Origin of the sequence: Burkholderia sp. RF7-non_BP4, assembly GCF_001521935.1 — a bacterium.
GTDB classification, from domain to species: Bacteria; Pseudomonadota; Gammaproteobacteria; order Burkholderiales; family Burkholderiaceae; genus Burkholderia; species Burkholderia diffusa.
In genome coordinates this window covers 62476-89249 of sequence record NZ_LOTA01000068.1, presented here as the reverse complement: position 1 = coordinate 89249, position 26774 = coordinate 62476, and the positions used below count along the sequence as shown (strand labels likewise).

25 protein-coding genes are annotated in these 26774 nt (G+C 68.1%); 16 read left to right on the top strand and 9 right to left on the bottom strand.

All coding sequences use genetic code 11. The annotated features are described in order from the left end of the window. From WS49_RS22075 to WS49_RS33985, 3 genes are all read left to right on the top strand, one after another. Positions 1-642: DUF2345 domain-containing protein (locus WS49_RS22075; RefSeq protein ID WP_156441430.1), on the top strand; the 642-nt coding region annotated here is incomplete at its 5' end. Then, positions 639-2147, top strand: a complete 1509-nt coding sequence (locus tag WS49_RS22070) for a hypothetical protein (RefSeq protein WP_059533288.1) — start codon at positions 639-641, stop codon at positions 2145-2147. The genes WS49_RS22075 and WS49_RS22070, both read left to right, overlap by 4 nt. Positions 2148-2172: 25 nt before the next feature. Further along, positions 2173-3198 carry a pentapeptide repeat-containing protein gene (locus tag WS49_RS33985; protein ID WP_082725556.1) on the top strand — a complete coding sequence of 342 codons (1026 nt, stop codon included), beginning with the start codon at positions 2173-2175 and terminating at the stop codon, positions 3196-3198. 52 nt (positions 3199-3250) lie between these two features. Here WS49_RS33985 and rng read toward each other — a convergent pair whose 3' ends face one another. From rng to upp, 9 genes are all read right to left on the bottom strand, one after another. After that, entirely contained in the window at positions 3251-4720 is a 1470-nt protein-coding gene (gene rng, locus WS49_RS22060; protein WP_059533286.1) for a ribonuclease G, read from the bottom strand. Positions 4721-4728: 8 nt separating this feature from the next. Beyond that, complete coding sequence (locus WS49_RS22055; RefSeq protein WP_059533284.1) at positions 4729-5361, bottom strand: Maf family protein; 633 nt, start codon at positions 5359-5361, stop codon at positions 4729-4731. A 51-nt stretch (positions 5362-5412) separates the two neighbouring features. Continuing rightward, positions 5413-5883 (bottom strand): 23S rRNA (pseudouridine(1915)-N(3))-methyltransferase RlmH, encoded by a 471-nt coding sequence (gene rlmH, locus WS49_RS22050; RefSeq protein WP_044844705.1) that lies wholly within the window; start codon positions 5881-5883, stop codon positions 5413-5415. A 19-nt stretch (positions 5884-5902) separates the two neighbouring features. Beyond that, positions 5903-6349 carry a ribosome silencing factor gene (rsfS, locus tag WS49_RS22045; protein ID WP_059533282.1) on the bottom strand — a complete coding sequence of 149 codons (447 nt, stop codon included), beginning with the start codon at positions 6347-6349 and terminating at the stop codon, positions 5903-5905. Between the two features lie 4 nt (positions 6350-6353). Next, positions 6354-7112 carry a nicotinate-nucleotide adenylyltransferase gene (locus tag WS49_RS22040; protein ID WP_373557203.1) on the bottom strand — a complete coding sequence of 253 codons (759 nt, stop codon included), beginning with the start codon at positions 7110-7112 and terminating at the stop codon, positions 6354-6356. After that, the gene (hemF, locus tag WS49_RS22035; RefSeq protein ID WP_059533277.1) at positions 7109-8029 is read right to left on the bottom strand and encodes an oxygen-dependent coproporphyrinogen oxidase; all 921 of its coding nucleotides are present in this window, start codon (positions 8027-8029) and stop codon (positions 7109-7111) included. Before hemF ends, WS49_RS22040 begins: the two co-directional genes overlap by 4 nt. Before the next feature lie 118 nt (positions 8030-8147). Beyond that, on the bottom strand, positions 8148-9428 hold the full coding sequence (gene purD / locus WS49_RS22030) for a phosphoribosylamine--glycine ligase (protein ID WP_059468145.1): 1281 nt from the start codon (positions 9426-9428) through the stop codon (positions 8148-8150). Between the two features lie 105 nt (positions 9429-9533). Beyond that, the gene (locus WS49_RS22025; protein ID WP_044844700.1) at positions 9534-10262 is read right to left on the bottom strand and encodes a YebC/PmpR family DNA-binding transcriptional regulator; all 729 of its coding nucleotides are present in this window, start codon (positions 10260-10262) and stop codon (positions 9534-9536) included. Between the two features lie 217 nt (positions 10263-10479). Continuing rightward, on the bottom strand, positions 10480-11130 hold the full coding sequence (gene upp / locus WS49_RS22020) for a uracil phosphoribosyltransferase (protein ID WP_006478229.1): 651 nt from the start codon (positions 11128-11130) through the stop codon (positions 10480-10482). Positions 11131-11347: 217 nt separating this feature from the next. Here upp and WS49_RS22015 point away from each other — a divergent pair, with 217 nt between their 5' ends. The 13 genes from WS49_RS22015 (at position 11348) to WS49_RS21950 (ending at position 26749) form a co-directional block, all read left to right on the top strand. Further along, positions 11348-12127, top strand: coding sequence for an SDR family oxidoreductase (locus WS49_RS22015; RefSeq protein ID WP_059533275.1), 780 nt, complete (start codon positions 11348-11350; stop codon positions 12125-12127). Between the two features lie 55 nt (positions 12128-12182). Beyond that, the gene (locus WS49_RS22010; RefSeq protein ID WP_059533273.1) at positions 12183-12575 is read left to right on the top strand and encodes a methylglyoxal synthase; all 393 of its coding nucleotides are present in this window, start codon (positions 12183-12185) and stop codon (positions 12573-12575) included. 172 nt (positions 12576-12747) lie between these two features. Then, entirely contained in the window at positions 12748-13722 is a 975-nt protein-coding gene (locus tag WS49_RS22005; RefSeq protein ID WP_059533271.1) for a quinone oxidoreductase family protein, read from the top strand. A gap of 307 nt (positions 13723-14029) precedes the next feature. Continuing rightward, a complete protein-coding gene (gene kdpF / locus WS49_RS21995) occupies positions 14030-14122 on the top strand; it encodes a K(+)-transporting ATPase subunit F (RefSeq protein WP_006752209.1) in 93 nt (30 codons plus the stop codon). Beyond that, positions 14119-15924, top strand: coding sequence for a potassium-transporting ATPase subunit KdpA (gene kdpA / locus WS49_RS21990; protein WP_059533269.1), 1806 nt, complete (start codon positions 14119-14121; stop codon positions 15922-15924). Before kdpF ends, kdpA begins: the two co-directional genes overlap by 4 nt. A gap of 54 nt (positions 15925-15978) precedes the next feature. Next, the gene (gene kdpB / locus WS49_RS21985) at positions 15979-18063 is read left to right on the top strand and encodes a potassium-transporting ATPase subunit KdpB (RefSeq protein ID WP_059533267.1); all 2085 of its coding nucleotides are present in this window, start codon (positions 15979-15981) and stop codon (positions 18061-18063) included. Between the two features lie 27 nt (positions 18064-18090). Continuing rightward, positions 18091-18672, top strand: coding sequence for a potassium-transporting ATPase subunit KdpC (gene kdpC / locus WS49_RS21980; protein ID WP_059533265.1), 582 nt, complete (start codon positions 18091-18093; stop codon positions 18670-18672). A 147-nt stretch (positions 18673-18819) separates the two neighbouring features. Beyond that, positions 18820-21663, top strand: coding sequence for a sensor histidine kinase (locus WS49_RS21975; protein ID WP_059533263.1), 2844 nt, complete (start codon positions 18820-18822; stop codon positions 21661-21663). Next, complete coding sequence (gene kdpE / locus WS49_RS21970; RefSeq protein WP_059533261.1) at positions 21656-22354, top strand: two-component system response regulator KdpE; 699 nt, start codon at positions 21656-21658, stop codon at positions 22352-22354. The genes WS49_RS21975 and kdpE overlap by 8 nt, the downstream gene beginning before the upstream one ends. Before the next feature lie 158 nt (positions 22355-22512). Beyond that, on the top strand, positions 22513-22797 hold the full coding sequence (locus WS49_RS21965; protein ID WP_059533259.1) for a putative hemolysin: 285 nt from the start codon (positions 22513-22515) through the stop codon (positions 22795-22797). A 179-nt stretch (positions 22798-22976) separates the two neighbouring features. Further along, positions 22977-23297: a quaternary ammonium compound efflux SMR transporter SugE gene (gene sugE, locus WS49_RS21960; RefSeq protein WP_059533257.1), complete on the top strand. Its 321-nt coding sequence runs from the start codon at positions 22977-22979 to the stop codon at positions 23295-23297. 222 nt (positions 23298-23519) lie between these two features. Next, the gene (locus WS49_RS21955; RefSeq protein WP_040144699.1) at positions 23520-24137 is read left to right on the top strand and encodes a DUF4126 domain-containing protein; all 618 of its coding nucleotides are present in this window, start codon (positions 23520-23522) and stop codon (positions 24135-24137) included. Positions 24138-24244: 107 nt separating this feature from the next. After that, a complete protein-coding gene (locus WS49_RS21950) occupies positions 24245-26749 on the top strand; it encodes an ABC transporter permease (protein ID WP_082725557.1) in 2505 nt (834 codons plus the stop codon). The last annotated feature ends 25 nt before the right edge of the window (positions 26750-26774 follow it).

Here is a 26774-nt window from a genome sequence, read left to right as displayed (position 1 = left end):
AGCATCGGGCAGAAGCTGAGCCTGTTCGCGCAGAACGCTGGGATGAAGCTGTTCGCGGGCAAGGGCAAGGTCGAGATTCAGGCGCAGTCGGACAACGTCGAAGTCACCGCGCAGAAGGCGGTGAAGGTTGTGTCCGCAACCGATCGGATCGAGATCGCGGCCGATCAGGGGATTCTGCTGACGAGCGGCGGTGCGTATATCTGGATCAAAGGTGGCGATGTTGAAATCCATGCGCCCGGGAAAATCGACGTGAAAGGCGCGTCACACACCTTCGCTGGGCCGGCGAGCACAAACTTCGTCATGCCGCATCTACCCCAAGGTGCAGCGGCGCCGACCGATCTGGAATTCCGCTTGGTCGATCCCTACGGTCGCCCTAGCCCTGGTGTGGAATACAAAATGACGCTGAGTGACGGTTCCGTCAAACATGGCGTACTGGATGCAGACGGCTATGCGAAGATCAGTGGCGTACCGGCCGGCACTAGCGCAAAAGTCCAATACCTAACAGACAAGAGTCCGCCGAAGTCTGAAGTCGGCATCAGGGCCGATTCCGACTGGAGCCAGTTTCAGTCGATCAAGGTCACAGCAAAGCCTGTGGTCGACACAGGTAATTCCAACGATATCGATCCGGGTGCGAGAGCATGAGCGAATCGTCAAGCAGCGGTCTGTTGGACGCAATCTGGGAAGAGGTGCTGGGGGATGCAGCCGCTACCTTCAACTGGCTGAAGGATTTCCTATTGGGCGAATTCGTTCCGGACCGGCCGTTCTCCGTGATCGTCGCTGAAATGCTCGCGAATTTCGTGCCGGGCGTCATCATCGTCACGAGTGCGCGCGATGCAGTCGCCATCATCATTCGTCTTTCCACGCATCCGGAGCGACGCAAGGAAGTATCGGAGTGGATTCTGCTGTGCGCGTGCCTGATTGCCTTGGCTTTGCCGCTCGTGATGGCTGCTGCCGGTGCGGTTGCCGCGGGTGTTGGCGCGGTGGTCACCGGCATCATGGGTGACGAACTCGCGGCGGCGTTGCGTGCCGTGATGCTGATGCTGATCGAGGAATCGGGAAAGCTGGCGGAAATGGTCCGCTTTCTCAACAAGTTCGTCAAAGGCAATATCCTGGAGTTTCTGAAGGGTGTGAAGTTTGCCAACTATGAAAAGTCGCTGCTCGAAATTCTTCAGCAGACCACGGGCAAGCTGATCGGTATCGTGCAGGAAGTCCGCAGCAAGCTTCTGAATGCCCGTGTGTTGCATGTCAGGATCGCAGACCATCTCGAGTCGGTTCAGCGTTTGATCCAGAAGCTATCAATGTGGGAGCAGCGGTTCTACGCTGTACAGCAGGAAGGCATCCAGCAGATTCCGAGGGCCGTGGCGGAGTTGCAGCAGCGTCTCGACCGGTTGCTGGCACAGGAGGCACCCAAGGACAGCCACGTGGTATCCGCAGGCGTGACGACGACGAAGCCGCAGGCCGTTGCGCCGCTCAAGCAGGAGATCCATGACACGCCTGGTGCGACGCTTCGCGATCCTGCAACGCACCGTGCTGAGGGCGGGGGCGGAAGTTCGAGAACAGGGTCCGCGCCGGTGCGCAAGGACAAGCCGGATGTGCCACCGCCGCCGCCCGGTCAGCCAAACGTGAAAATCGAGGAGGTACATACACCGGGTGAAGAGTATGCGGTGGTGAACGGCTTAAAGATCAAGCCGTTACTCTATGACAAGTTGTATCACGGGGCCGACCGGGCCACGCTCGGCGTCGACGCGCAGATATCCGCCCAAGAGGTCGCAGCAAAGATCTATAAAGAGGGTCTGCCGGGACGAGGCAACAATATTGACCTGGTCGAACATGCGGGCGGTGCGCATGATCGCGCGTTTCGTGGGACGACGGTCATGCTGATGACACCCGACGGTCAGGCAGGTGCGATCTTGTGGGCTGATGAAGGCGGATTTGTGATCGAACTGAAGAATGTGAAGGGCTATGACGTGAATGCTGCACTTGAAGGCCGCGTTCGAAAGCCCGACGGCAGCTTTGGCGGAAACGCTGTACACGGCGAGGTGGAAATTGCAGTGCCAGGAAGGATTAAGCCGGAGCAGGTGGAGGCAGTCTATGAAGTGGTGACGAGCCGAAGCGGAAAATTGATGGCGCGTAAATTGCCAAGGTAATCACAAAATTGTCCGGAGAAATTGGATGCAGATGAACGCCGCCGAAGTGCGGGAATTGCGCGATCGATGGAACGTCGGGAAGTACAAGGACCTACTCGATGCGATCAAGGGCGCGTTGCCGGAGGATGAATGGGTGCCTCTGTGCGATTCGCTGCCCCATGTACTGGATGGATCGCCGACGATCGATCTTCGAGGAGCATCGCTCCCGGATACCAAGCTCGCGAATCTCGACTTGAGCTACAGCCATCTCGCCTTTGCTACGTTCGATGGAGCGCAATTTGATGAAGTCGGGTTTCAATACGCGATTCTGGACGGCGTCTCCTTCAAAAGGTGCGGATTTCACTTGGCGCAAATGCTCCCGGTCTACGGCGCGGGTGTCGACTTTCGCCATGCGCGATTCCGGCAATCGTTCATCGAGCATGCCAAGTTGAGCAATAGCGATCTTTCCGGTGTGACGATGGCAGAGGGAAGTCTGAATTCGTCGGAGCTCGTGGAATGCAATTTTTCCGGGGTCCTGGCTGAGCGAAACGAGTGGCGCTGGAATACGACAACGCGATGCGATTTCGTGGCAACTCGTTTCGTCGAGTGCAGACTCACTGCATCTCGGTTTGACGCCGCGCGACTGACTGACGCCGTGTTTGAGAATTGCGAAATGAGCGGGGTCGATTTCAGAGGGGCGGATCTAACGGGCGTGCGCTTTTTGGGGGGCACCTTTGGTGACGTACAACAGGGCGAGACGACTTTTCGGACGCGGTTCGACGATACGCCGGAGGCTCGCCGGGTGGTTGCCGCAGGTAGTACGGAAAACCAGCTCGCCGTGGAATGGTGTCCTGTTACATCGGGTTCGAGCGAACCTGTCCGGCCAAATGCCTCGGCGAAGCTGAAGGCGAGGCCCGGTGACGTCGTGCCGCAGAGCGGATGGTGGGTCAGTCCCGCACTGGGCAGCGAACAGGGGCGGCGCTATTTCAACGCGGGGGAGAGGTTTCCCGACATCAAATCGACAAACTGGGGGCTCGTGATCTGGAGCTATAACCCTACGGATCAGGGCTGAGCTTGCCGCACGGTTCGCCGCGCGGCGAGGCCGGCGGCGAACGGGCGGAATGCTACATCAGCACGATATCGTACTGCTCCTGGCTCAGGTTCGACTCGACCTGCAGCGATACCGGCTTGCCGATGAAGTCGATCAGCATCGCGAGATGCTGCGACTCCTCGTCGAGGAACAGGTCGATCACCTGCTGCGCGGCGATCACGCGGAATTCGCGCGGGTTGAACTGGCGCGACTCGCGCAGGATCTCGCGCAGGATGTCGTAGCATACGGTGCGCGACGTCTTCACCTGGCCCTTGCCCTGGCAGGTCGGGCACGGCTCGCACAGCACGTGCGCGAGCGATTCGCGCGTGCGCTTGCGCGTCATCTCGACGAGCCCGAGCTGCGAGAAGCCGTTGACCGTCACGCGCGTGCGATCGCGCGACAGCGCCTTCTTCAGCTCGGACAGCACCGCGTCGCGATGCTCGGCGTTCTCCATGTCGATGAAGTCGATGATGATGATCCCGCCGAGGTTGCGCAGACGCAGCTGCCGCGCGATCGTGTGCGCGGCCTCGAGATTGGTCTTGAAGATCGTGTCGTCGAAGTTGCGCGCACCGACGTAGCCGCCGGTGTTCACGTCGATCGTCGTCATCGCCTCGGTCTGGTCGATCATCAGGTAGCCGCCCGACTTCAGGTCGACGCGGCGCGACAGCGCGCGCTGGATCTCCGTCTCGATGTTGTACAGGTCGAACAGCGGCCGCTCGCCGGTGTAGTGATGCAGTTTCGGGCTCACCGCCGGCGTGAACTCGCCCGCGAAGTCCGCGAGGCGCTGGTAGGTCTCGCGCGAATCGACCTGAATGCGCGTCGTGTCGTCGTTCGCGAAATCGCGCAACACGCGCTGCGCGAGATCGAGATCCTGGTACAGCAGGCTCGTCGCCGGCAGCCGCTGCGCTTGCGCGACGATCGTCGCCCAGGTCTTGCGCAGATACGTGACGTCGCCCGCCAGTTCGTCGGAAGTCGCGTCCTCGGCGATCGTGCGCACGATGTAGCCGCCTTTCTCGTCCGGCGGGATCACGGCGGTCAGCCGTGCGCGCACGGCCTCGCGCTCGGCCTCGCTCTCGATCTTCTGCGAGATGCCGATGTGCGGCTCCTGCGGCAGGTACACGAGCGTGCGACCCGCGATGCTGACCTGCGTCGACAGTCGCGCGCCCTTCGTTCCGATCGGATCCTTGATCACCTGGACCATCAGCGTCTGGCCTTCGAAGACGGTCTTCTCGATCGGCTGGTGCGGCGTGCCCGACTGCGGCTCGCCCGCGAGGCGCGGATGCCAGATGTCCGCGACGTGCAGAAACGCCGCGCGCTCGAGGCCGATGTCGATGAATGCCGACTGCATGCCGGGCAGCACGCGCACGACCTTGCCGAGGTAGATGTTGCCGACCCGCCCGCGCGACAGCGTGCGCTCGACGTGAAGCTCCTGCACCGCGCCTTGCTGGACGAGTGCGACCCGCGTTTCCTGCGGCGTGAGGTTGATCAGGATTTCTTCGTTCATGGTGGGATTCAGAAGTCGACGCGCGCGGCGCGCAGCAGTGCCGCGGTCTCAAAGAGGGGCAGACCCATGATACCCGAATGGGAGCCTTCGATTCGCTCGATGAATTCGGCCGCGCGCCCCTGGATCGCGTAGGCGCCGGCCTTGCCGAACGGTTCGCGGGTGTCGACGTAACGTTCGAACGCCTCGCGCGGCGCGGCCGCGAAGCGCACCGACGAGCGCGACAGCGCGGGCGGCAGCAGTTCGCCGTCGGCGCCGATCACCGCGACCGCGGTCAGCACCTCGTGTTCGCGGCCGGCGAGGCGGGTCAGCATCGCGAGCGCATCGGCGGTATCGGCCGGCTTGCCGAGGATCGCGCCGTCGATCGTCACGGTGGTGTCCGCAACCAGCACCGGCGCGGCCGGCTTGCCGCTCGCGACGAGGCGCGCACGCGCGGCCTCGGCCTTCGCGACGGTCACGCGCCGGACGTACGCATCGGCGGCTTCGCCGGGCAGTTCGGCTTCGAGCGCCTCGGCGTCCTCGTCGGGGCGCGGCAGCAGCAATTCGAAGCGCACGCCGATCTGCTGCAGCAGCTCCTGGCGGCGCGGGCTTTGCGAAGCAAGGTAAAGGGTCGGAAAAAGGGCGGGGGGCGTGCTGGACGGCATGGTGTCGTTATCTCGTTGAGCGCGCGCGCCGCGCGTCCCGAGGACGACGCGTCATGCGCGGTGGTAGGGGTGATTCTGCGTGATGCTCCACGCCCGGTAAAGCTGTTCGGCGAGCAGCACGCGCACCATCCCGTGCGGCAGCGTCATGCTCGAAATGCGCAGCAGCAGGTCGGCGCGCGCCTTGAGTTCCGGATCGAGCCCGTCGGCGCCGCCGATCACGAACGCGACGTCACGGCCGTCCTGCTGCCAGCCGGGCAGCGCCTGCGCGAGCTGCATGGTGGTCCAGTCGCGGCCGCGCTCGTCGAGCGCGACGATGCGCGCGCCCTTCGGCAACGCGGCCTCGATTTTTTGCCGCTCGGCCGCCATCACGCTTTCCGCGCTGCGGCCGCCCGAACGCAGTTCGGGCTTGATCTCGCGCAGCTCGATGCGCAGCTCGGGCGGCATGCGCTTCGTGTATTCGTCGAAGCCGGACGCGATCCAGCCGGGCATCTTGTGGCCGACCGCAAGGATGAAAAGCTTCATCGGGACGACTCGCTGCGGGTCAGCGGCGGCGGGCCGCCGTCTTGCGCGCCGGGCGTGCGGGCGCTTCTTCCTCGTCGTCCTCGTCTTCGCCGGCCGTCGCGACGCCGTTCGGGCCCTTGCCGCCGCCGAGCTTCATCCGCACGGGCTTGTCGCCCCAGATTTCCTCGAGGTTGTAGTACTGGCGCAGCGCCGGTTGCAGGATGTGCACGACGGCGTCGCCGCAGTCGACCAGCACCCATTCGCCCGTGTCTTCGCCCTCGGAGCTGACGATGTCGCCGCCGGCTTCCTTGACCTTGTCGCGCACGCTCGACGCGAGCGCCTTGGTCTGGCGGTTCGACGTGCCCGACGCGACGATCACGCGGTCGAACAGTTCGGTCAGGTGGCTGGTGTTGAACACCTTGATGTCTTGCGCCTTGATGTCTTCGAGAGCGTCGACGATCACGCGCTGCAGTTTGCGGATATCCATGGAATCAGGAATGGTAGAGACGATGTTGAAGAATATAGGCCCAGACGGCGGCCGGCACATGCTCGGCCGACGCATCGGGCATTTGCGCGTGACGCGCGATGCATTCGCGCAGGTGCGCACGGATGTCGGTTGCGGCGATATCGAACGCCAGCGTCGTGTCGATCAGCAGATGGCCGGCCGGTGTCGCTTTCAGCACGTCGGCGCCGGCCTGCCGCCGCGCGATTTCCTGCGCGACGGCCGGCGGCGCCGTGCCGAGGTCGAAGCCCGGGCGCGTCGACGCGCACACGTGCGCATAGTCGAACAGCTTGCGCCAGTCGCGCCACGTGTCGAGCCGCACCAGCTGGTCGGCGCCGATCAGCAGCGACAGCGAAGCGTCGGGGCCGATCCGCTCGCGCCAGCGCGCGAGCGTCTCGACCGTGTAGGTCGGCCCCGCGTGCTCGATCTCGTCGGTCGCGACGGTGATCGTCACGCCGGGCAGGGACAGCGAGCCGGCAGCGGCGCGCGTCATCGCGAGCCGATGCTCGGCGGCCGACACGTCGCGCTTCTGGTAAGGCTGCCCGGCGGGCAGCAGCACGAGGTCGGTCAGCCCGAGCACGTCGGCGAACCGGCGCGCGAGCGCGAGGTGGCCGTCGTGGATCGGATCGAACGTGCCGCCCAGCAGGCCGATGCGACGTGACGGCGTTCGCGGCTGCGGGGCGGGGCGGGCGGTGGTGTTCAGAAAAACGTGTCCTGTTCTTGGGGCGGCGGGGCGCGGCGGGCTCAGACCCAGTCGCGCGGCACGAGGAACTCGCTCAGGCGCGCTTCGGGCGAGCCCGGCTCGGGTTGCCAGTTGTAGCGCCAGTTCGCGACCGGCGGCATCGACATCAGGATCGATTCGGTCCGGCCGCCGCTTTGCAGGCCGAACAGCGTGCCGCGGTCGAACACGAGGTTGAATTCCACGTAGCGGCCGCGCCGGTAAGCCTGGAAGTCGCGTTCACGCTCGCCGTACGGCAGCGCGATGCGGCGTTCGACGATCGGCAGATACGCATTCAGGAACGCGTCGCCGACGCTCTGCATCATCTCGAACGAGCGTTCGAATCCGGGTTCGGCGAAGTCGTCGAAGAAGATCCCGCCGATGCCGCGCGTCTCGTTGCGGTGCTTCAGGAAGAAATACTCGTCGCACCATGTCTTGAAGCGCGGATAGAGCTCGGCGCCGAACGGGTCGAGCGCGTCCTTGCAGGTCTGGTGGAAATGGCGCGCGTCGTCCTCGAACGGATAAACCGGTGTCAGATCCATCCCGCCGCCGAACCAGAAGATCGGCGCCTCGCCGGGCTTCGTCGCGATCAGCATTCGCACGTTCATGTGCACCGTCGGGCAGTACGGATTGCGCGGGTGCAGCACGAGCGACACGCCGAGCGCCTCGAAGCCGCGGCCGGCCAGCTGCGGGCGCGCGGCGCTCGCCGACGGCGGCAGCGCGTCGCCCGCGACGTCGGAAAAACCGATCCCCGCGCGCTCGAACACCCGGCCGCCTTCGAGAATCCGCGTGCAGCCGCCGCCGCGCAGGCGCTCTTCCGGCCCGCGCTGCCACGCATCGGTCGCGAGCGGCGTGCCGTCGAGCGCGCCGAGCGCGTCGGCGATGCGTGTCTGCAGGCCCTGGAGGTACGTGCGCACGCGCGCCACGTCGTAGGTCGAATCGGTCATGTCTGAACTGGGTGCCTCCGCGCGAAGCGGGGGCCGTAAAAAAGGCATCTGCCGGGCATTCTATCGAACCCCGGCAGAGGAGGCCGCCGCTTGCGACGGCAAGGCGGCGGTCAGGGCGTCACGCGCTCTTGCGGTTCAGCGCGCGAAAGCCGATGTCGCGGCGGTACTGCATGCCTTCGAAATTGATCTGGTTGATCGTGTCGTACGCATGCTGCTGCGCTTCGCGCACCGAATCGGCGAGACCGACCACGCACAGCACGCGGCCGCCCGACGTGACGAGCTTGTCGCCTTCGGCGAGCGTCGTGCCCGCATGGAACGTCACGGCCTGTTCGGTCTCGGCCGGGATCCCGTTGATGCGGTCGCCCTTGCGCGGCGCGTCCGGATAGCCGTGCGCGGCCAGCACGACGCCGAGCGCGGTGCGGCGGTCCCAGTCGAGCTCGACCGTGTCGAGCGTGCCCGCGATCGCCTGTTCGACGACCTTCGAGAAATCGCTCTTCAGGCGCGCCATGATCGGCTGCGTCTCCGGGTCGCCCATCCGGCAGTTGAACTCGAGCGTGCGCGGATTGCCTTCCTTGTCGATCATCAGGCCCGCATACAGGAAGCCCGTGAAGCGGATGCCGTCCTTCTCCATCCCGCGCACCGTCGGCATGATGATTTCGCGCATCACGCGTGCGTGCATCTGCGGCGTGACGATCGGCGCGGGCGAGTAGGCGCCCATGCCGCCCGTGTTCGGGCCGCGGTCCTCGTCGAGCAGACGCTTGTGGTCCTGGCTGGAAGCCAGCGCCAGCGCGTGCTTGCCGTCGACCATCACGATGAAGCTCGCTTCCTCGCCGTCGAGGAATTCCTCGATCACGACGCGCGCGCCGGCGTCGCCGAGCTTGTTGCCAGACAGCATCATGTCGACCGCGGCATGCGCTTCTTCCAGCGACATCGCGACGACGACACCCTTGCCGGCCGCGAGGCCGTCGGCCTTCACGACGATCGGCGCACCCTTCGCGTCGATGTACGCGTGCGCGGCGGCGGCGTCGGAGAAGGTTTCGTAGTCGGCGGTCGGAATGCCGTGGCGCTTCATGAACGCCTTCGCGAAATCCTTCGAGCTTTCGAGCTGCGCGGCTTCGCGGGTCGGGCCGAACACCTTCAGGCCGCGTGCGCGGAACAGGTTGACGATGCCGGCCGCGAGCGGTGCTTCCGGGCCGACGAGCGTGAACGCGACGCCTTCGCTTTCCGCGAAATCGGCGAGTGCGTCGAGCGACGTGATGTCGACGTTCTTCAGACGCTCGTCCTGCGCCGTGCCGCCATTGCCGGGCGCGACGTAGACCATCTGGACACGCGGCGACTGCGCGAGCTTCCACGCCAGCGCATGTTCGCGGCCGCCGGAACCGACGACGAGTAGTTTCATGGGATTCCCCGCAGACTAGAAAACAGGGCGGCCGGCACGCTCAGGCGCGCCGGCCGCGAAATCGGTCGGGCCGCCGTCGCGACGATGCGCACGGCGGCCGGCATCTCATTCCTCGACGATGACGGCGTTCGTATACACCTCCTGCACGTCGTCGAGGTTCTCGAGCGCGTCCAGGAGCTTCTGCATCTTCGCCGCATCGTCGCCGGTGAATTCGACTTCGTTCTGCGGCTTCATCGTCACTTCGGCGAGTTCGGCCTTGAAGCCCGCGGCTTCGAGCGCGTCCTTCACCGCCGAGAACGCCTGCCAGTCGCACAGCACTTCGATCGAGCCGTCGTCGTTCGTGCTGACGTCGTCCGCGCCGGCTTCGAGCGCCGCTTCCATCAGCGCGTCTTCCGACGTGCCGGGCGCGAACAGGAACTGGCCGACGTGATCGAACATGAACGCGACCGAACCGTCGGTGCCCATGTTGCCGCCGAACTTCGAGAATGCATGACGGACTTCCGCGACCGTGCGGGTGCGGTTGTCGGTCAGCGTGTCGACGATGATCGCCGCGCCGCTGATGCCGTAGCCTTCGTAACGGATTTCTTCGTAGTTCGCGCCGTCCGCGCCGCCGACGCCGCGGTCGATCGCGCGCTTGACGTTGTCCTTCGGCATGTTCGCGTCGGCTGCCTTGTCGACCGCGAGACGCAGACGCGGGTTCGAGCTGGCGTCGCCGCCGCCGAGGCGGGCCGCGACCTGGATTTCCTTGATCAGGCGGGTCCAGATCTTGCCGCGCTTCGCGTCGGCCGCTGCCTTCTTATGCTTGATGTTGGCCCATTTCGAATGACCAGCCATACCTTTCTCCGTGCCCGGGCGCGCTGCGCGGGCGATTGTGCCAATGTGTCGTTGAATCGGCGGCCGTCTGGGCGGGCGTGATGCCGCGGGGCCGCGCGTGTCGAGTGGAACGTGATTTTATCACGCGGCGACCGTCGCTTCGGGGCCGCCGTGCATGGCCGAACGGCCGGGCGGGCCGCTCGGTTTGCCGGGCCGCGCGGCCCGGCGGCGGCGTGCGTCAGTTCTTGGTGCCGAACAGGCGGTCGCCCGCGTCGCCGAGGCCCGGCACGATGTACGCGTGCTCGTTCAGGTGCGAGTCGAGCGACGCGACGAACAGCTTCACGTCCGGATGCGCGTCCTGGAACACCTGCACGCCCTCGGGAGCGGCGACCAGCGCGACGAACATGATGTTCGCGGCCGGCACGTTGCGGCGCTTGAGCACGTCGACCGCGTGCACGGCCGAATAGCCGGTCGCGACCATCGGGTCGCACAGGATGAAGATGCGATCCTCGAGATCGGGCAGGCGCACCAGGTATTCGACCGGGCGGTGATCCTCGGCGCGGTAGACGCCGATGTGGCCGACGCGCGCGGACGGCACCAGGTCGAGCAGGCCGTCCGACATCCCGATGCCGGCGCGCAGCACGGGCACGATCGCGAGCTTCTTGCCCGCGATCACCGGCGCGTCGACCGCCACGAGCGGGGTTTCGACCCGCTTGGTCGTGATCGGGAGGTTACGGGTGATCTCGTAGCCCATCAGCAGCGTGATCTCGCGCAGCAGTTCGCGGAACGTGCGCGTCGACGTGTCCTTGTCGCGCATGTGGGTCAGCTTGTGCTGGATCAGCGGGTGATCGGTGATGAAGAGATTCGGGAAACGGCTGTCCTGTTTCATGACGGGGTGCCTTGGCGGCAAAAGGGGATCGGGGGCGGCGATGGCGCCACGCCGGCCGCCGCTTATGGCCGCAATTTTACCAAGGCGCGCCGCGTGATCCGGATATTATCGACGTCTCACGACAATCCGCGCGCCGTGTCCGGCCGTTCGCGCCCGTTCGCCCGTCCGGCGATGCGGCCGGGCCGCGCCGGCGCGCGTCGCCATAAGGGAATCGACGATGGATCTCGGCATCGCAGGAAAGACCGCGCTCGTGTGCGCGGCGAGCAAGGGGCTCGGACGCGGCTGCGCGGAAGCGCTGGCCGCCGAGGGCGTGAATCTCGTGATCGTCGCGCGCACGCGCGACACGCTGGAGGAAACCGCGGAGGAGATCCGCGCCGGGTCGAACGTGTCGATCACCGCCGTCGCCTGCGACATCACGACGCCCGACGGCCGCGCGGCCGCGCTCGCCGCCTGCCCGCAGCCGGACATTCTCGTGACGAATGCCGGCGGGCCGCCGCCCGGCGACTTCCGCGATTTCTCGCACGACGACTGGATCCGCGCGCTCGAGTCGAACATGCTGACGCCGATCGAGCTGATTCGCGCGACCGTCGACGGGATGATCGGGCGCGGTTTCGGCCGGATCGTCAACATCACGAGTTCGGCCGTGAAGGCGCCGATCGACGTGCTCGCGCTGTCGAACGGCGCGCGCTCGGGGCTGACCGGCTTCGTCGCGGGTCTGTCGCGCAAGGTCGCGGGGCAGGGCGTGACGATCAACAATCTGCTGCCCGGGCTGTTCGACACCGACCGGATCGCGACGACGCTCGCGGCGTCGGCGAAGGCGCAGGGCGTGACGGTCGACGAGATGCGCGCGCGGCGCGCGAAGGAAATCCCGGCCGGGCGCCTCGGCACGCGTGCCGAATTCGGCGCGGCGTGCGCGTTCCTCTGCAGCGTCCACGCCGGCTACATCACCGGGCAGAACTGGCTGCTCGACGGCGGCGCGTATCCGGGCACGTTCTGACGCGCGCACCGCCATTCACGCATACGACAACAATCGACCCACGAAGGAAACGGAGATGAGCAAACCCCGCATCGCATTGATCGCGCACGACGCGAAGAAGGACGAGATCGTCGCGCTCGCGGGCCAGTACCGCGAGACGCTCGCGCAATGCAGGCTGGTCGGAACGGGCACGACGGGCGGCCGCATCGCCGCCGCGCACGGGCTCGAGGTCGAGCGCAAGCTGTCGGGGCCGCTCGGCGGCGACCTGCAGATCGGGGCGGAACTGGCCGAAGGCCGCGTCGACATCGTCGTGTTCCTGCGCGACCCGATGACCGCGCAGCCGCACGATCCGGACATCACCGCGCTGGTGCGCGCGTGCGACGTGCACGACGTGCCGGTCGCGACGAACGTGGCGACCGCGCGGATGCTGCTCGACGATCTGGCGCGCAACATGCAGGACGTTTGCTAGTCGGCCGCCGGCCAGATTGCCCTTGCTGACGGCAGGGCCATGCACGCCCGGCCGTGACGCGCGAGAATCGGGCGTCACGACGCGCACCGCCGCCGGTCCCGTACCGATCGGCACCGGAGGGCGTCGGCAACCCGAACATCCCCTGACCGATTCAGAAACGAGGAGCGAAACGATGCCGAAAGCAATCCGATACGACCAGCCGGGCGGCCCGGACGTGATGAAGTGGGTCGATGTCGAGGTCGGCGAGCCGAAGGCGGGCGAAGTCCGTATCCGGCAGCATGCGGTCGGGCTCAACTACATCGACGTCTATTTCCGCACCGGCCTCTATCCGCAGCCGCTGCCCGGCGGCCTCGGGATGGAGGCGGCGGGCGAGGTGACGGCCGTCGGCGAGGGCGTGACCGCGCTCAAGGCGGGCGATCGCGTCGCCTACGTCGGGCAGCCGCCGGGCGCGTATGCGCAGGAGCGCGTGATGCCGGCCGACCGGCTCGTGAAACTGCCCGACGGGATCAGCTACGACGACGCGGCGTCGGTGATGCTGCAGGGGCTGACCGCGCACTACCTGCTGCGCCGCACGTACCCGGTGAAGGCCGGTGACACGATCCTGATCCACGCGGCGGCCGGCGGTGTCGGCCTGCTCGTGTGCCAGTGGGCGAAGGCGCTCGGCGCGACCGTGATCGGGACGGTCGGCTCCGACGAGAAGGCCGCACTCGCGAAGGCGCACGGCTGCGATCATCCGATCGTCTATACGCGCGAGAACTTCACGCAGCGCGTGAAGGAGATCACGAACGGCGCGGGTGTGCCGGTCGTCTACGACTCGATCGGCAAGGATACCTACATCGGCTCGCTCGACTGCCTCGCGCCGCTCGGGTTTTTCGTCAGCTTCGGCAATGCATCGGGCCCGCTGCCGGCGATCGACTCGAAGGAGTTCTCGTCGCGCGGCTCGCTGTTCTTCACGCGGCCGACGCTGTTCTCGTACATCGCGAAGCGTGCGGATCTCGAATCCGCGACCGCCGAGCTGTTCGACGTGATCCTGTCGGGCAAGGTGAAGACGAGCATCAACCAGCGCTATCCGCTCGCGGAAGTCGGCCGCGCGCATGCCGACCTCGAGTCGCGCAAGACGACCGGCTCGACGATCCTCGTTCCCTGACCATCCCTTCGTGCCGGCGCCACGCCGGCACGCACCGCGACGGGCGGCGCTGGCCGCCGCCCGCTCCGTCTTCGTCCCGCCCGCCGTTTCCCGCCGCACGCGTTTACGGGTTTTTTATACCGGCCCGATCAGCTTTGACCCGACCTTTACGCGCGATCCCATAAGGTTCTAGTCGTCCGATTTCGACGACGGAGAACACAAAAATGGATGGGGTTTTCATCGGCGCACTGGTGTTGTTCACCGCGCTGATCCTCGGTTTGCTTGCCGGTTGCGAGAAGCTCGTGCAATACGGTCGCGGGGGGCGCGCATGACCTGGATGCTTTGGCTCGCGGGTGCCTCGACGGCCCTGCTGTTCGCGTATCTCGTCTTTGCGCTGCTGCGCGCGGAGGACATCGAATGAACGCGAACAACCTGTTGCAGATACTGCTGTTCATCGTCGTGCTGCTCGCGGCGGCCGTGCCGGTCGCGCGCTACCTCACGGGCGTGATGGACGGCAGTTCGCGTGTCGTGCGCGTGTTCGGGCCGCTCGAGCGCGCGCTGTACCGCATCGCCGGCGTCGACGCCGGCACCGAAATGAACTGGAAGCAGTATGCGATCGCCACGATCGCGTTCAACGCGCTCGGCGCGCTGTTCCTGTACGGCCTGCTGCGCCTGCAGGGGTTCCTGCCCGGCAATCCGCAGCAGTTCGGCGCGATGACGGCCGACGGTGCGTTCAACACGGCCGTCAGCTTCGTCACCAACACCAACTGGCAGGACTACACGCCCGAGCAGACCGTCAGCTACCTGACGCAGATGCTCGGCCTGACCGTGCAGAACTTCCTGTCGGCGGCAACGGGCATCGTCGTCGTGATCGCGCTGATCCGCGGCTTCGCGCGTCATACCGCGCAGACGATCGGCAACTTCTGGGTCGACCTCACGCGGGTGACGCTGTACGTGCTCGTGCCGATGGCCGCGCTCGTCGCCGCGCTGCTGATGAGCCAGGGCGTGATCCAGAACATGAAGGCGTACCAGGACGTGCCGGTGCTGCAGGCGAGCACCTACGCGGCGCCGAAGCTCGACGCGCAGGGCAACCCGGTCAAGGACGACAAGGGCAACCCGGTGACGGTGCCCACGCCGCTCGTGAAGCAGACGCTTGCGATGGGCCCGGTCGCGTCGCAGGAAGCGATCAAGATGCTCGGCACCAACGGCGGCGGCTTCTTCAACGCGAACTCGTCGCACCCGTACGAGAACCCGACGCCGTTCGCGAACTTCCTGCAGATCTTCTCGATCCTGATCATCCCGGCCGCGCTGGCCCTCGTGTTCGGCCGGATGATCGGCGACCGCCGGCAGGGCATCGCGGTGCTCGCGGCGATGACGGTCGCGTTCGCGATCGCGATCGGCGTCGAGGTGAGCGCCGAGCAGGCCGGCAACCCGACGCTCGCCGCGCTGCACGTCGACCAGTCGACGAGCGCGCTGCAGCCGGGCGGCAACATGGAAGGCAAGGAAACGCGCTTCGGCATCGCGCAGACCGGCATCTTCACGGTCGCGACGACGGCCGCGTCGTGCGGCGCGGTCGACACGATGCACGATTCGCTGACGCCGCTCGGCGGTCTCGTGCCGATGCTGCTGATGCAGCTCGGCGAGGTGATCTACGGCGGTGTCGGTTCCGGCCTCTACGGGATGCTCGTGTTCGCGCTGCTCGCGGTGTTCGTCGCGGGCCTGATGATCGGCCGCACGCCGGAATACGTCGGCAAGAAGATCGAGTCGTACGAGATGAAGATGGTGTCGATCGTCGTGCTGCTCACGCCGCTGCTCGTGCTGCTCGGCACGTCGATCGCGGTGCTCGCCGATGCGGGCAAGGCCGGCATCGCGAATCCGGGCCCGCACGGCTTCTCGGAAATCCTGTACGCGTTCAGCTCGGCCGCGAACAACAACGGCAGCGCGTTCGCGGGCCTGACGGTCGGCACGCCGTTCTACAACTGGATGACCGCGATCGCGATGTGGTTCGGCCGCTTCGGCACGATCGTGCCGGTGCTGGCGATCGCCGGCTCGCTCGCCGCGAAGAAGCGCATCGCGGCGACGAGCGGCACGCTGCCGACGCACGGCCCGCTGTTCGTCGTGCTGCTGCTCGGCACCGTGATGCTGGTGGGCGCGCTGACCTACGTGCCGGCGCTCGCGCTCGGCCCGGGCGTCGAGCATCTGATGATGTGGCTGGGCGCGTGATGCGCGCCCGCATGGCGACACCTTGCAAAGACTGAAGAGATTGAAGAGATCGCAATGACTCAACATTCCGCAACACGGTCCATGTTCGATCCGGCGCTGCTGCGTCCGGCGATCGTGGATTCGTTCAAGAAACTCACGCCGCGCACGCAGTTCCGCAACCCGGTGATGTTCTGCGTGTACGTCGGCAGCATCCTGACCACGATCCTGTGGATCGCGGCGCTCGTCGGCCAGGCCGAGGCGCCGGCGGGCTTCATCCTCGCGATCGCGCTGTGGCTGTGGTTCACGGTGCTGTTCGCGAACTTCGCCGAAGCGCTCGCCGAAGGGCGCTCGAAGGCGCAGGCCGCATCGCTGCGCAGCGCGAAGAAGGACGTGATGGCGAAGAAGCTCAACGAGCCGCATCCGAAGTCGCCGATCCGCATCATGACCGCGTCCGACCTGCGCAAGGGCGACGTCGTGCTGGTCGAGGCCGGCGACGTGATCCCGGCCGACGGCGAAGTCGTCGAGGGCGTCGCATCGGTCGACGAATCGGCGATCACCGGCGAATCCGCGCCGGTGATCCGCGAATCCGGCGGCGACTTCTCGTCGGTGACGGGCGGCACGCGCGTGCTGTCCGACTGGATCGTCGTGAAGGTCACGGCGAACCCGGGCGAGGCGTTCCTCGACCGGATGATCGCGATGGTCGAAGGCGCGAAGCGCAAGAAGACGCCGAACGAGGTCGCGCTGACGATCCTGCTCGTCGCGCTGACGATCGTGATGCTGCTCGCGACCGCGACGCTGCTGCCGTTCTCGATGTTCGCGGTCGACGCGATGAAGGCCGGGCACGTGGTGACGATCACCGTGCTCGTCGCGCTGCTCGTGTGCCTGATCCCGACGACGATCGGCGGGCTGCTGTCCGCGATCGGCGTGGCCGGGATGAGCCGGATGATGCAGGCGAACGTGATCGCGACGTCGGGCCGCGCGGTGGAAGCGGCCGGCGACGTCGACGTGCTGCTGCTCGACAAGACCGGCACGATCACGCTCGGCAACCGCCAGGCGTCGATGTTCGTGCCCGCGCCAGGCGTGACCGAGGAAGCGCTGGCCGACGCCGCGCAGCTGTCGTCGCTCGCCGACGAAACGCCGGAGGGCCGCAGCATCGTCGTGCTCGCGAAGGAACGCTTCAACATCCGCCAGCGCGACATGGCGCAACTGCATGCGACGTTCCTCGGCTTCTCCGCGCAGACGCGGATGAGCGGCGTCGATCTGCCCGGCCGTGAAATCCGCAAGGGCGCGGCCGATGCGATTCGCCGCTACGTCGAGACGCACGGCAGCCGCTTTCCGGACGAAGTGCGCCGCGCGGTCGACGACGTCGCGCGCCGCGGCAGCACGCCGCTCGTCGTGGCCGACCTGCATGACGGTGCGGCGCGCGTGCTCGGCGTGATCGAGCTGAAGGACATCGTGAAGGGCGGCATCAAGGAGCGCTTCGCGGAACTGCGCAAGATGGGCATCAAGACCGTGATGGTGACGGGCGACAACCGGCTCACCGCCGCGGCGATCGCGGCGGAAGCGGGCGTCGACGATTTCCTCGCGGAAGCGACGCCGGAAACCAAGCTCGCGACGATCCGCGAGCACCAGGCGGCGGGGCGCCTCGTCGCGATGACGGGCGACGGCACCAACGACGCGCCGGCGCTCGCGCAGGCCGACGTGGCGGTGGCGATGAACACCGGCACGCAGGCGGCGAAGGAAGCCGGCAACATGGTCGACCTCGACTCGAACCCGACGAAGCTGATCGAGATCGTCGAGATCGGCAAGCAGATGCTGATGACGCGCGGCTCGCTGACGACCTTCTCGATCGCGAACGACATCGCGAAATACTTCGCGATCATCCCGGCCGCGTTCGTGACGACGTACCCGCAGCTGCGCGTGCTCGACATCATGCATCTGACGTCGCCGGCGTCGGCGATCCTGTCGGCGGTGATCTTCAACGCGCTGATCATCGTCGCGCTGATCCCGCTCGCGCTGAAGGGCGTCACCTACCGGCCGCTCGGCGCCGCGTCGCTGCTGCGCCGCAACCTGCTGGTGTACGGCCTCGGCGGCGTGCTGCTGCCGTTCCCGTTCATCAAGCTGATCGACATGACGCTCGCCGCGCTCGGCTGGGCCTGATGCGCCGCACCTGAAGGAAGAACCATCATGAAATCGTTGATTCGCCCGCTCGTCGTGATCTTCGTCGTACTGACCGTCGTGACGGGGCTCGCCTACCCGGCCGTGATGACCGTGTTCGGCCAGGCCGTGTTCCCGTCGCAGGCGAACGGCAGCCTGATCGAGAAGGACGGCAAGGCGGTCGGCTCCGCGCTGATCGGCCAGCCGTTCGATGCGCCGAAGTATTTCTGGGGCCGGCTGTCGGCCACGTCGCCGATGCCGTACAACGCGACGGGCTCCGGCGGCTCGAACCTCGGCCCGCTGAACCCGTCGCTCGCCGACCAGGTGAAGGCGCGCATCGCCGCGCTGCGCGACGCGGGCACCGACATGTCGAAGCCCGTGCCCGTCGACCTCGTGACGGCGTCGGCGAGCGGCCTCGATCCGGAGATCACGCCGGCCGCCGCCGCGTACCAGGTCGAGCGCGTCGCGAAGGCGCGCAACCTGACGGCGGATGCGGTCGCGCAGCTCGTCGCCGCGAACACGGCCGGCCGCCAGTTCGGCGTGCTCGGCGAGCCGCGCGTGAACGTGCTGAAGCTGAACCTCGCGCTCGACGCGGCGCAGGCCGCGCACTGAGCGTGTGCGACAACCGGCGTCCGGCGCGGCCCGATCCGCGCCGGACGCGCTTTTCCGACGGCGCATGCGCCGTCTTTGCCTTTTGCGGCGATTTGGAACAACAATGACGGTACTCGTTCGCAATCCCGCGCTTCGCCTTCCCGACGCATGAACCGCCCCGATCCCGACCAACTCCTCGACAAGCTGCAGCGCGACGAAGAAAAGCAGCGGCGCGGCCAGCTCAAGATCTTCTTCGGCGCGTCCGCGGGCGTCGGCAAGACCTACGCGATGCTGCAGGCCGCGCGCCAGCGCAAGCAGGATGGTGTCGACGTCGTCGTCGGCATCGTCGAGACCCACGGCCGCAGCGAAACCGCCGCGCTGCTGGACGGCCTCGACGTGCTGCCGCTCGCGCGCATCGACTATCGCGGCCGCACGCTCGCCGAATTCGATCTCGACGGCGCGCTCGCGCGTGCGCCGCAACTGATCCTCGTCGACGAGCTCGCGCATTCGAACGTGCAGGGCGCGCGTCACCTGAAGCGCTGGCAGGACGTCTACGAACTGCTCGACGCGGGCATCGACGTGTACACCACGGTCAACGTCCAGCATCTCGAAAGCCTGAACGACGTGGTCGGCGCGATCACCGGCATCCGCGTGTGGGAGACCGTGCCCGATCGCGTGTTCGACGCGGCCGACGAGGTCACGCTGGTCGACCTGCCGGCCGAGGAACTGCTCGCGCGGATGCGCGACGGCAAGGTCTATCTCGCGCAGCAGGCCGAGCGCGCGGTGCGCAACTTCTTCCGCAAGGGCAACCTGATCGCGCTGCGCGAACTGGCGTTGCGGCGCACGGCCGACCGCGTCGACGCGCAGATGCGCGAATACCGCGCCGACCGTTCGATCCAGCGCATCTGGCAGGCGCGCGAGCGGCTGCTCGTGTGCGTCGGGCCGGGGCCCGAGGCGCCGACGCTCGTGCGCGCCGCCGCGCGGCTCGCCGCGAGCCTGAAGGCCGACTGGATCGCCGTCTACGTGGAGACGCCGCGCCTGCAGCGGCTGCCCGACGCGCGGCGGCAGCGCACGCTCGACGCGCTGAAACTCGCGGCCGAGCTCGGTGCGGAGACGGCCACGCTCGCCGGCGACGACGCGGTCGCCGCGCTGATCGGCTACGCGAAGGTGCGCAACGTGTCGAAGCTCGTCGCGGGCGGCTCGCCGAAGGTCGGGCTCGCGCGCCGCTTCGCGCGGCCGTTCGGCGAAAAGCTCGCCGAGCGCGCGGGCGATGTCGACCTGATGCTGATCCGTGCGTCGGCGAGCGACGAAGTGCGCGCGACGCCGCTCGACGCGCGCGCGCGCGACTGGCGCGACACGTTCGCGCAATTCGGCATGCGGCGTTCGCCGCCGCGCCACTACCTGTACGCGGCCGCGATCTGCGCGGCGATCACCGGCGTCGCGAGCATCGTGTCCGAGCGGCTCGACCTGACGAACCTCGTGATGCTGTACCTGCTCGGCGTCGTGTTTTCGGCCGTGCGGCTCGGGCGCGGCCCGGGCGTGCTGCAGTCGTTCCTGTCGGTCGCCGCGTTCGATTTCTTCTTCGTGCCGCCGCGCATGTCGTTTTCGGTCAGCGACACGCAGTACCTGCTGACCTTCTTCGGGATGCTGCTGACGTCGCTCGTGATCAGCCACCTGACGTCGACGCTGACGCGCCAGGCGAGCATCGCGCAGCGTCGCGAGCGCCGCACCGGCGCGATCTACGCGATGGCGCGCGAACTCGGCGCGGCGTTGACGACCGAGCAGATCGTCGAGATCGGCAGCCGCCACGTGGGCGAGGTGTTCCGCGCGCGCGTGGCGTTCCTGCTGCCCGACAGCGCGGACCAGGTGCGGCAGAAGATCGAGGAGCCCGATGCGGTCGTCACGCTGACGGGCGCGGATCTCGACAGCGACGTCGGCCAGTGGGTGTACGACCAGCAGAAGCCGGCCGGCCGCGGCACCGACACGCTGCCCGCGACCGCCGCGCTGTACCTGCCGCTGAAGGCGCCGATGCGCACGCGCGGCGTGCTCGCGGTCGCGTCGCGCGACCCGCGGGAGCTCGAGGTGCCCGAGCAGCTGCGGATGCTCGATGCGTTCGCCGCGCAGATCGCGCTCGCGCTCGAGCGCGTGCACTACGTCGAGATCGCGCGCGACGCGCTCGTCAACATGGAGTCCGAGCGGCTGCGCAACTCGCTGCTGTCGGCGATCTCGCACGACCTGCGCACGCCGCTCACGACGATCGTCGGTTTTTCGTCGATGCTCGCGAACGGACGCGCGGCCGCGCAGGACGGCGACGCCGCGGCGGCCGAGCGCTTCGCGCAGCGCGAGGGCGAGCTGGTCGATGCGATCCACGACGAGGCGCTGCGGATGACGGGCATCGTCACGAACCTGCTCGACATGGCGCGGCTGCAGGCCGGCAGCCTGCAGCTCAAGCGCCAGTGGTCGCTGCTCGAGGAAACCGTCGGCGCCGCGCTCGCCGCGTGCAAGCGGGTGCTCGCGCGGCATCCCGCGCGCGTGGCGCTGCCGGCCGACCTGCCGCTCCTGCAGATGGACGCGGTGCTGATGGAGCGGCTGTTCACCAACCTGTTCGAGAATGCGGCGAAGTACACGCCGCCCGATACGTCGATCGAGATCGGTGCCGAGCGCGTGACCGACGACGGCCAGCCGTTCGTGCGCGTGCACGTCGACGATCACGGCCCGGGCCTGCCGGCCGGCATGGAAACGCGGATCTTCGACAAGTTCACGCGCGGCGAGAAGGAATCGGCGACGCCGGGCATCGGGCTCGGCCTCGCGATCTGCCGAGCGATCGTCGAGGCGCACGGCGGTAAAATCGGCGCGCTCAACCGTACCGCGCCCGACGGCCGCGTGACGGGCGCGCGGTTCTGGTTCACGCTGCCGGTCGACACGCCGCCGGCCGTGCCTGCCGTACCCGACGACGAAATCGACGTGCCCGGCGCATCGTCCCCCTCCGAGCCATTGCCAGACCATGAGTGAACCGAGCCTGACCGTCGTCCTGATCGAGGACGAGAAACAGATCCGCCGCTTCGTGCGCGCCGCGCTCGAAGAGGAGGACATCGCCGTGTTCGAGGCGGAGACGGGCAAGCAGGGGCTGATCGACGCGGCGACCCGCAAGCCCGATCTCGTGATCGTCGATCTCGGCCTGCCCGACACCGACGGCCTCGACGTGATCCGCGAGCTGCGCGGCTGGTCCGAGGTGCCGGTGATCGTGCTGTCCGCGCGCACGCAGGAAGAGGAGAAGGTCGCCGCGCTCGACGCGGGCGCCGACGACTACCTGACCAAGCCGTTCGGCGTGTCCGAGCTGCGCGCGCGGATCCGTGCGCAACTGCGCCGGCGCAACCAGGGCGGCGCGAACGAATCGCCGAAGGTGGGCTTCGGCGGCGTGACCGTCGATCTCGCGCTGCGCCAGGTGTGGCGCGACGGCGAGATCGTGCACCTGACGCCGCTCGAATACCGGCTGCTCGCGACGCTCGTGCGGCATGCGGGGCGCGTGCTCACGCACCGTCAACTGTTGCGGGACGTCTGGGGGCCGTCGCACGTCGAGAGCCATCACTATCTGCGGATCTACATGGCGCACCTGCGCCAGAAGCTCGAGCGCGATCCCGCGCAGCCCGAGCACATCGTCACCGAAACGGGCGTCGGCTACCGGCTCGTCGGCGCTGCGTGACGGCCGCGGCATGCCGCGTGACATGATCTGAATGCAAGGCCGTCGCGCCGGTGAAGTTGCATCGGCGCGACATTGCCGCCGCATGCGCTGGCCGTGCACACCGGCCACGGATTCCCCGCTATGCTGACCGTTCCGCGAACGAAACCGAGGAGCGTGCCATGTCCGTCCGTCTCGTCGTCATCAGTGCGCTGGCGCTTGCCGCGTCCGGCGCGTTCGCGCAGCCGCTGCCGCCCGGGCAGCAGCCTTCGGCGCCGCAGCAGGCGCTTGCCAATCCCGCGTCGGTCAATTGCGAAAAGCTCGGCGGCCGCCACGTGATCCGCAACCTGCCGAGCGGGCAGGTCGGCATGTGCGTGTTCAAGGACGGCCGCGTGTGCGACGAATGGGCGTTGTATCGCGACGACCGCTGCATCGGCGGTGGCGGCGCCAAGCGCGTGTCGAACTGAGGCCGGACGCGGCAGGGCGGGCGTGGCCGCGCCAGGCGTCGGCCCGATCTCCGTTCGCGCCCGGTGCCGGTGCATCCGGCATGCCCGTAAGCCTCTTGTTATACTCGGCGCCGCCCGGGGACGACCCCGGGTCATTCGCTTCAACGGGGACGGCCCCATCCGATCCGGAGTACGTCGAGATGGCGTGGGTATTGTTGTTGATTGCCGGTTTGCTGGAAGTGGCCTGGGCGGCCGGCATGAAATCGTCCGAGGGTTTCACGAAGCTCGGACCGTCGGTGTTTACGATCGTGACGGCGCTTGCCAGCTTCGGGCTGCTCGCGGTCGCGATGCGCCAGTTGCCGCTCGGCACCGCGTATGCGGTGTGGACGGGCATCGGCGCGGTCGGCGCGTTCGTGTTCGGGATCGTGATGATGGGCGAGGCGCTCACCGCCGCCCGCGTCGCGAGCGCGTCGCTGATCGTGCTCGGGCTGGTCGGCCTGAAGCTGTCGTCGGCCGCCTGACGCCGCCGCGCCGGGCGCCGGCCGGCGCCGTTGTCCGGCCGTGACGCACTGCGGAATTGCGCCGGCCCTCGTGCCAGCCTGTCTATAATGGAACGCATTCGGGCCTGAATGTCGCCGCGCCGCGCTCGGCAGCGGCGCCGGTCGCCACGCGCCGCGCGGCCGGTCGTACCGGCTCGATCCGATCAATCGGCAAAGCGCACGGAAAAGTGCAAGGAGAGGGCCATGATCGAAGCCATTTCGCTCGGCGCGGGGCTCGCGTGGGCGAGCGGGCTGCGCCTTTACCTGACGGTGCTGATCGCCGGCGTGCTCGCGCGGGTCGGCTGGCTCCATCTGCCGGACACGCTCGCGGTCCTGACGTCGCCGTGGGTCATCGGCGCCGCCGCCGTGCTTGCCGTCACCGAATTCCTTGCCGACAAGATTCCCGCGTTCGATTCGCTGTGGGACGCGGTGCACACCTTCATCCGCATTCCGGCCGGCGCGGTGCTGGCCGCCGGTGCGCTCGGCCATGCCGACCCGACCGTGCTCGCGGTCGCCGGGCTGGCCGGCGGTTCGCTCGCCGGTGCCGCCCACGTCGCGAAGGCCGGCACGCGTGCGCTGATCAACCTGTCTCCCGAGCCGATCTCGAACTGGGTCGCGTCGTCCACCGAGGACGGCCTCGTGTTCGGCGGCCTCGCACTCGCATTCTTCGTTCCGCTCGCGTTCCTCGTCCTGCTCGCCGCGTTCATCGCGGCGTCGGCCTGGGCGCTGCCGCGCCTGTGGCGCGGCGTGTCGGGCGGCTTTCGCGGGATGGCGAACCACATGGTGTCGCGGCTCAACTCGATCGGGGGCAAGCGCGATTGAAGGCGCCGTCCCCCGTCGAGCGGCAGCACGCTGACCCGTCGCCGGCCGGGCGGCCCGGCCATGCCGGCCGCTTCGGCTGGCACGACCTGATCCGCCAGGCCGCGCGGATGACCGCGCGCGACTGGCGCGCCGGCGAACTGACGCTGCTCGTGCTGGCGCTGGTGCTCGCGGTCGCCGCGCTGACGAGCGTCGGCTTCCTCGCCGACCGGCTGCGCCAGGGGCTCGAGCGCGACGCGCGCCAGATGCTCGGCGCCGATTTCGTCGTGCGCGCCGACCATCCCGTCGATCCGTCGTTCGACCGCGAGGCGCGCGCGCTCGGGCTGCGCACCGCGACGACCGCGATCTTCCCGAGCATGATCGCATCGGCCGCCGGCGGGCAGGCGAGCGACGCGGCGCCCGCGCGCCTCGCGGCCGTGAAGGCCGTATCGCCCGGGTATCCGCTGCGCGGCGCGGTCGAGATCGTGCCGGCCGGCGCGAGCGCCGCGCACAAGGCGACCGCGATCCCCGCGCCCGGTACCGTGTGGGCCGATCCCGCGCTGCTCGACGCATTGCACCTGAAGGCGGGGGACACCGTGCGCGTCGGCCTGCGCACGTTCACGGTCGCCGCGTCGATCTCCCGCGAGCTCGATCGCGGTTTCTCGTTCGTCAATTTCTCGCCGCGGCTGATGATGCGCGCGGACGAGCTCGCCGCGACGGGGCTCACCGGTTACGGCAGCCGCGTCACGTACCGGCTGCTCGTGGCCGGCGACACACCGGCCGTCGCGCGCTTCGAGGCTTACGCGCACGGGCGCGTCGACGGCGGCAAGCTGCGCGGCGTCGGTCTCGAATCGTTGCAGGAAGGCCAGCCGCAGGTGCGCCAGACGCTCGATCGCGCGCGCCATTTCCTGACGCTCGTCGCGCTCCTGACCGCGCTGCTCGCGGCGGTCGCGATCGCGATGGCCGCGCAGCGCTACATGCGGCGCCATCTGGACGGCTGCGCGACGATGCGCTGCCTCGGCGTGAGCCGCCGCACGCTCGGCGCGCTGTTCACGCTCGAATTCGCCGGCATCGGCATCGTCTCGGGCGTCGCCGGCGCGGTGCTCGGCTATGGCGGCCACTGGGCGCTTCTCGCGGCGCTCGGCAGCCTGATCGACGTCGTGCTGCCGCCGCCCACGCCTTGGCCCGCGCTCGTCGGGATCGGCGCCGCGCTCGTGCTGCTGCTCGGCTTCGCGCTGCCGCCGCTCGCGCCGCTCACCCGCGTGCCGCCGGTGCGCGTGCTGCGGCGCGACTGGGGCGACGCGTCGCGCACGGCCTGGGCCTTGTATGCGCTCGGCGTCGTGCTGTTCGCGGGGCTGTTGATCGTCGCGGCAGGCAATCTGAAGCTCGGGCTGATCGTCGCGGGCGGGTTCGCGGGCGCCCTGGTCGGTTTCTCGCTGATCGCACGGCTCGCGCTGTATGCGGCGGCGCGCGCGGTGCGCGATGCGCGCGTGGCCGCAGGCGTCGGCTGGCGCTACGCGCTCGCGTCGCTGCACCGGCGCGGCACGGCCAGCGCGCTGCAGATCACCGCGCTCGCGCTGGGCCTGATGTGCCTGCTGCTGATCGCGATCACGCGCAACGACCTCGTCGCCGGCTGGCGGCAGTCGACGCCGCCCGATGCGCCGAACCAGTTCCTGATCGACATTCAGCCCGACCAGCGCGACGACGTCGCGGCATGGCTCGCCGCGCACGGCGTACGCGACGCGGTGCCCGCGCCGATGGTGCGCGGCCGGCTCGTCGCGATCAACGGCAAGCCGGTGAATCCGGACGCGTATCCGTCGGACGAGGCGCGCCGGCTCGTCGACCGCGAGTTCAACCTGTCGTATACGACCGAGCTGCCGTCCGACAACCGGATCGTCGAAGGCGACTGGTTCGGCCGTTCGGCCAGCCCGCAGATCTCGATCGAGGCCGGGCTCGCGAAGACGCTGAACGTGAAGCCGGGCGACACGCTGCGCTTCGACGTGACGGGGCTGACGGTCGATGCGCCGATCACCAGCGTGCGCAAGCTCGACTGGGGCTCGTTCCGCGTCAACTTTTTCGTGCTGATGCCGCCGCCCGTGCTGAAGGATTTTCCGGCCGTCTACGTGACGAGCTTCCACCTGCCGGCCTCGCAGGCGGCGCTGCTCGATCCGCTGATCGCGCGCTACCCGAACCTGACCGCGATCGACGTTGCACCGATCCTCGCCCAGTTGCAGCGGATGATGCTGCAGGTGGTCGGCGCGGTGCAGTTCCTGTTTGCGTTCACGCTCGCGGCGGGCGTGCTCGTGCTGTACACGGCGCTCGCCGGCTCGCGCGACGAGCGCGTGCGCGAGGCTGCGCTGCTGCGCGCGCTCGGCGCGTCGCGCGCGCAAATCAATGCGGTGCAGCGCGCGGAATTCATCGTCGTCGGTGCGCTGGCCGGCGCGCTGGCGTCGGCCGGTGCGATTGCGGTCGGCTGGGTGCTCGCGTCGCGCGTGTTCGACTTCCAGCTCGCCGTCGATCCGTGGCTCGTGCCGGCCGGCATCGCGGCCGGCGTCGCGTGTGCCGGTGCGGCCGGCTGGCTGAGCCTGCATAATGTGTTGCGGCGCCCGGCGCTGCAGTCGCTGCGCGACGCCTGAGCGTCGCCGGCGGCCCCGACTATCC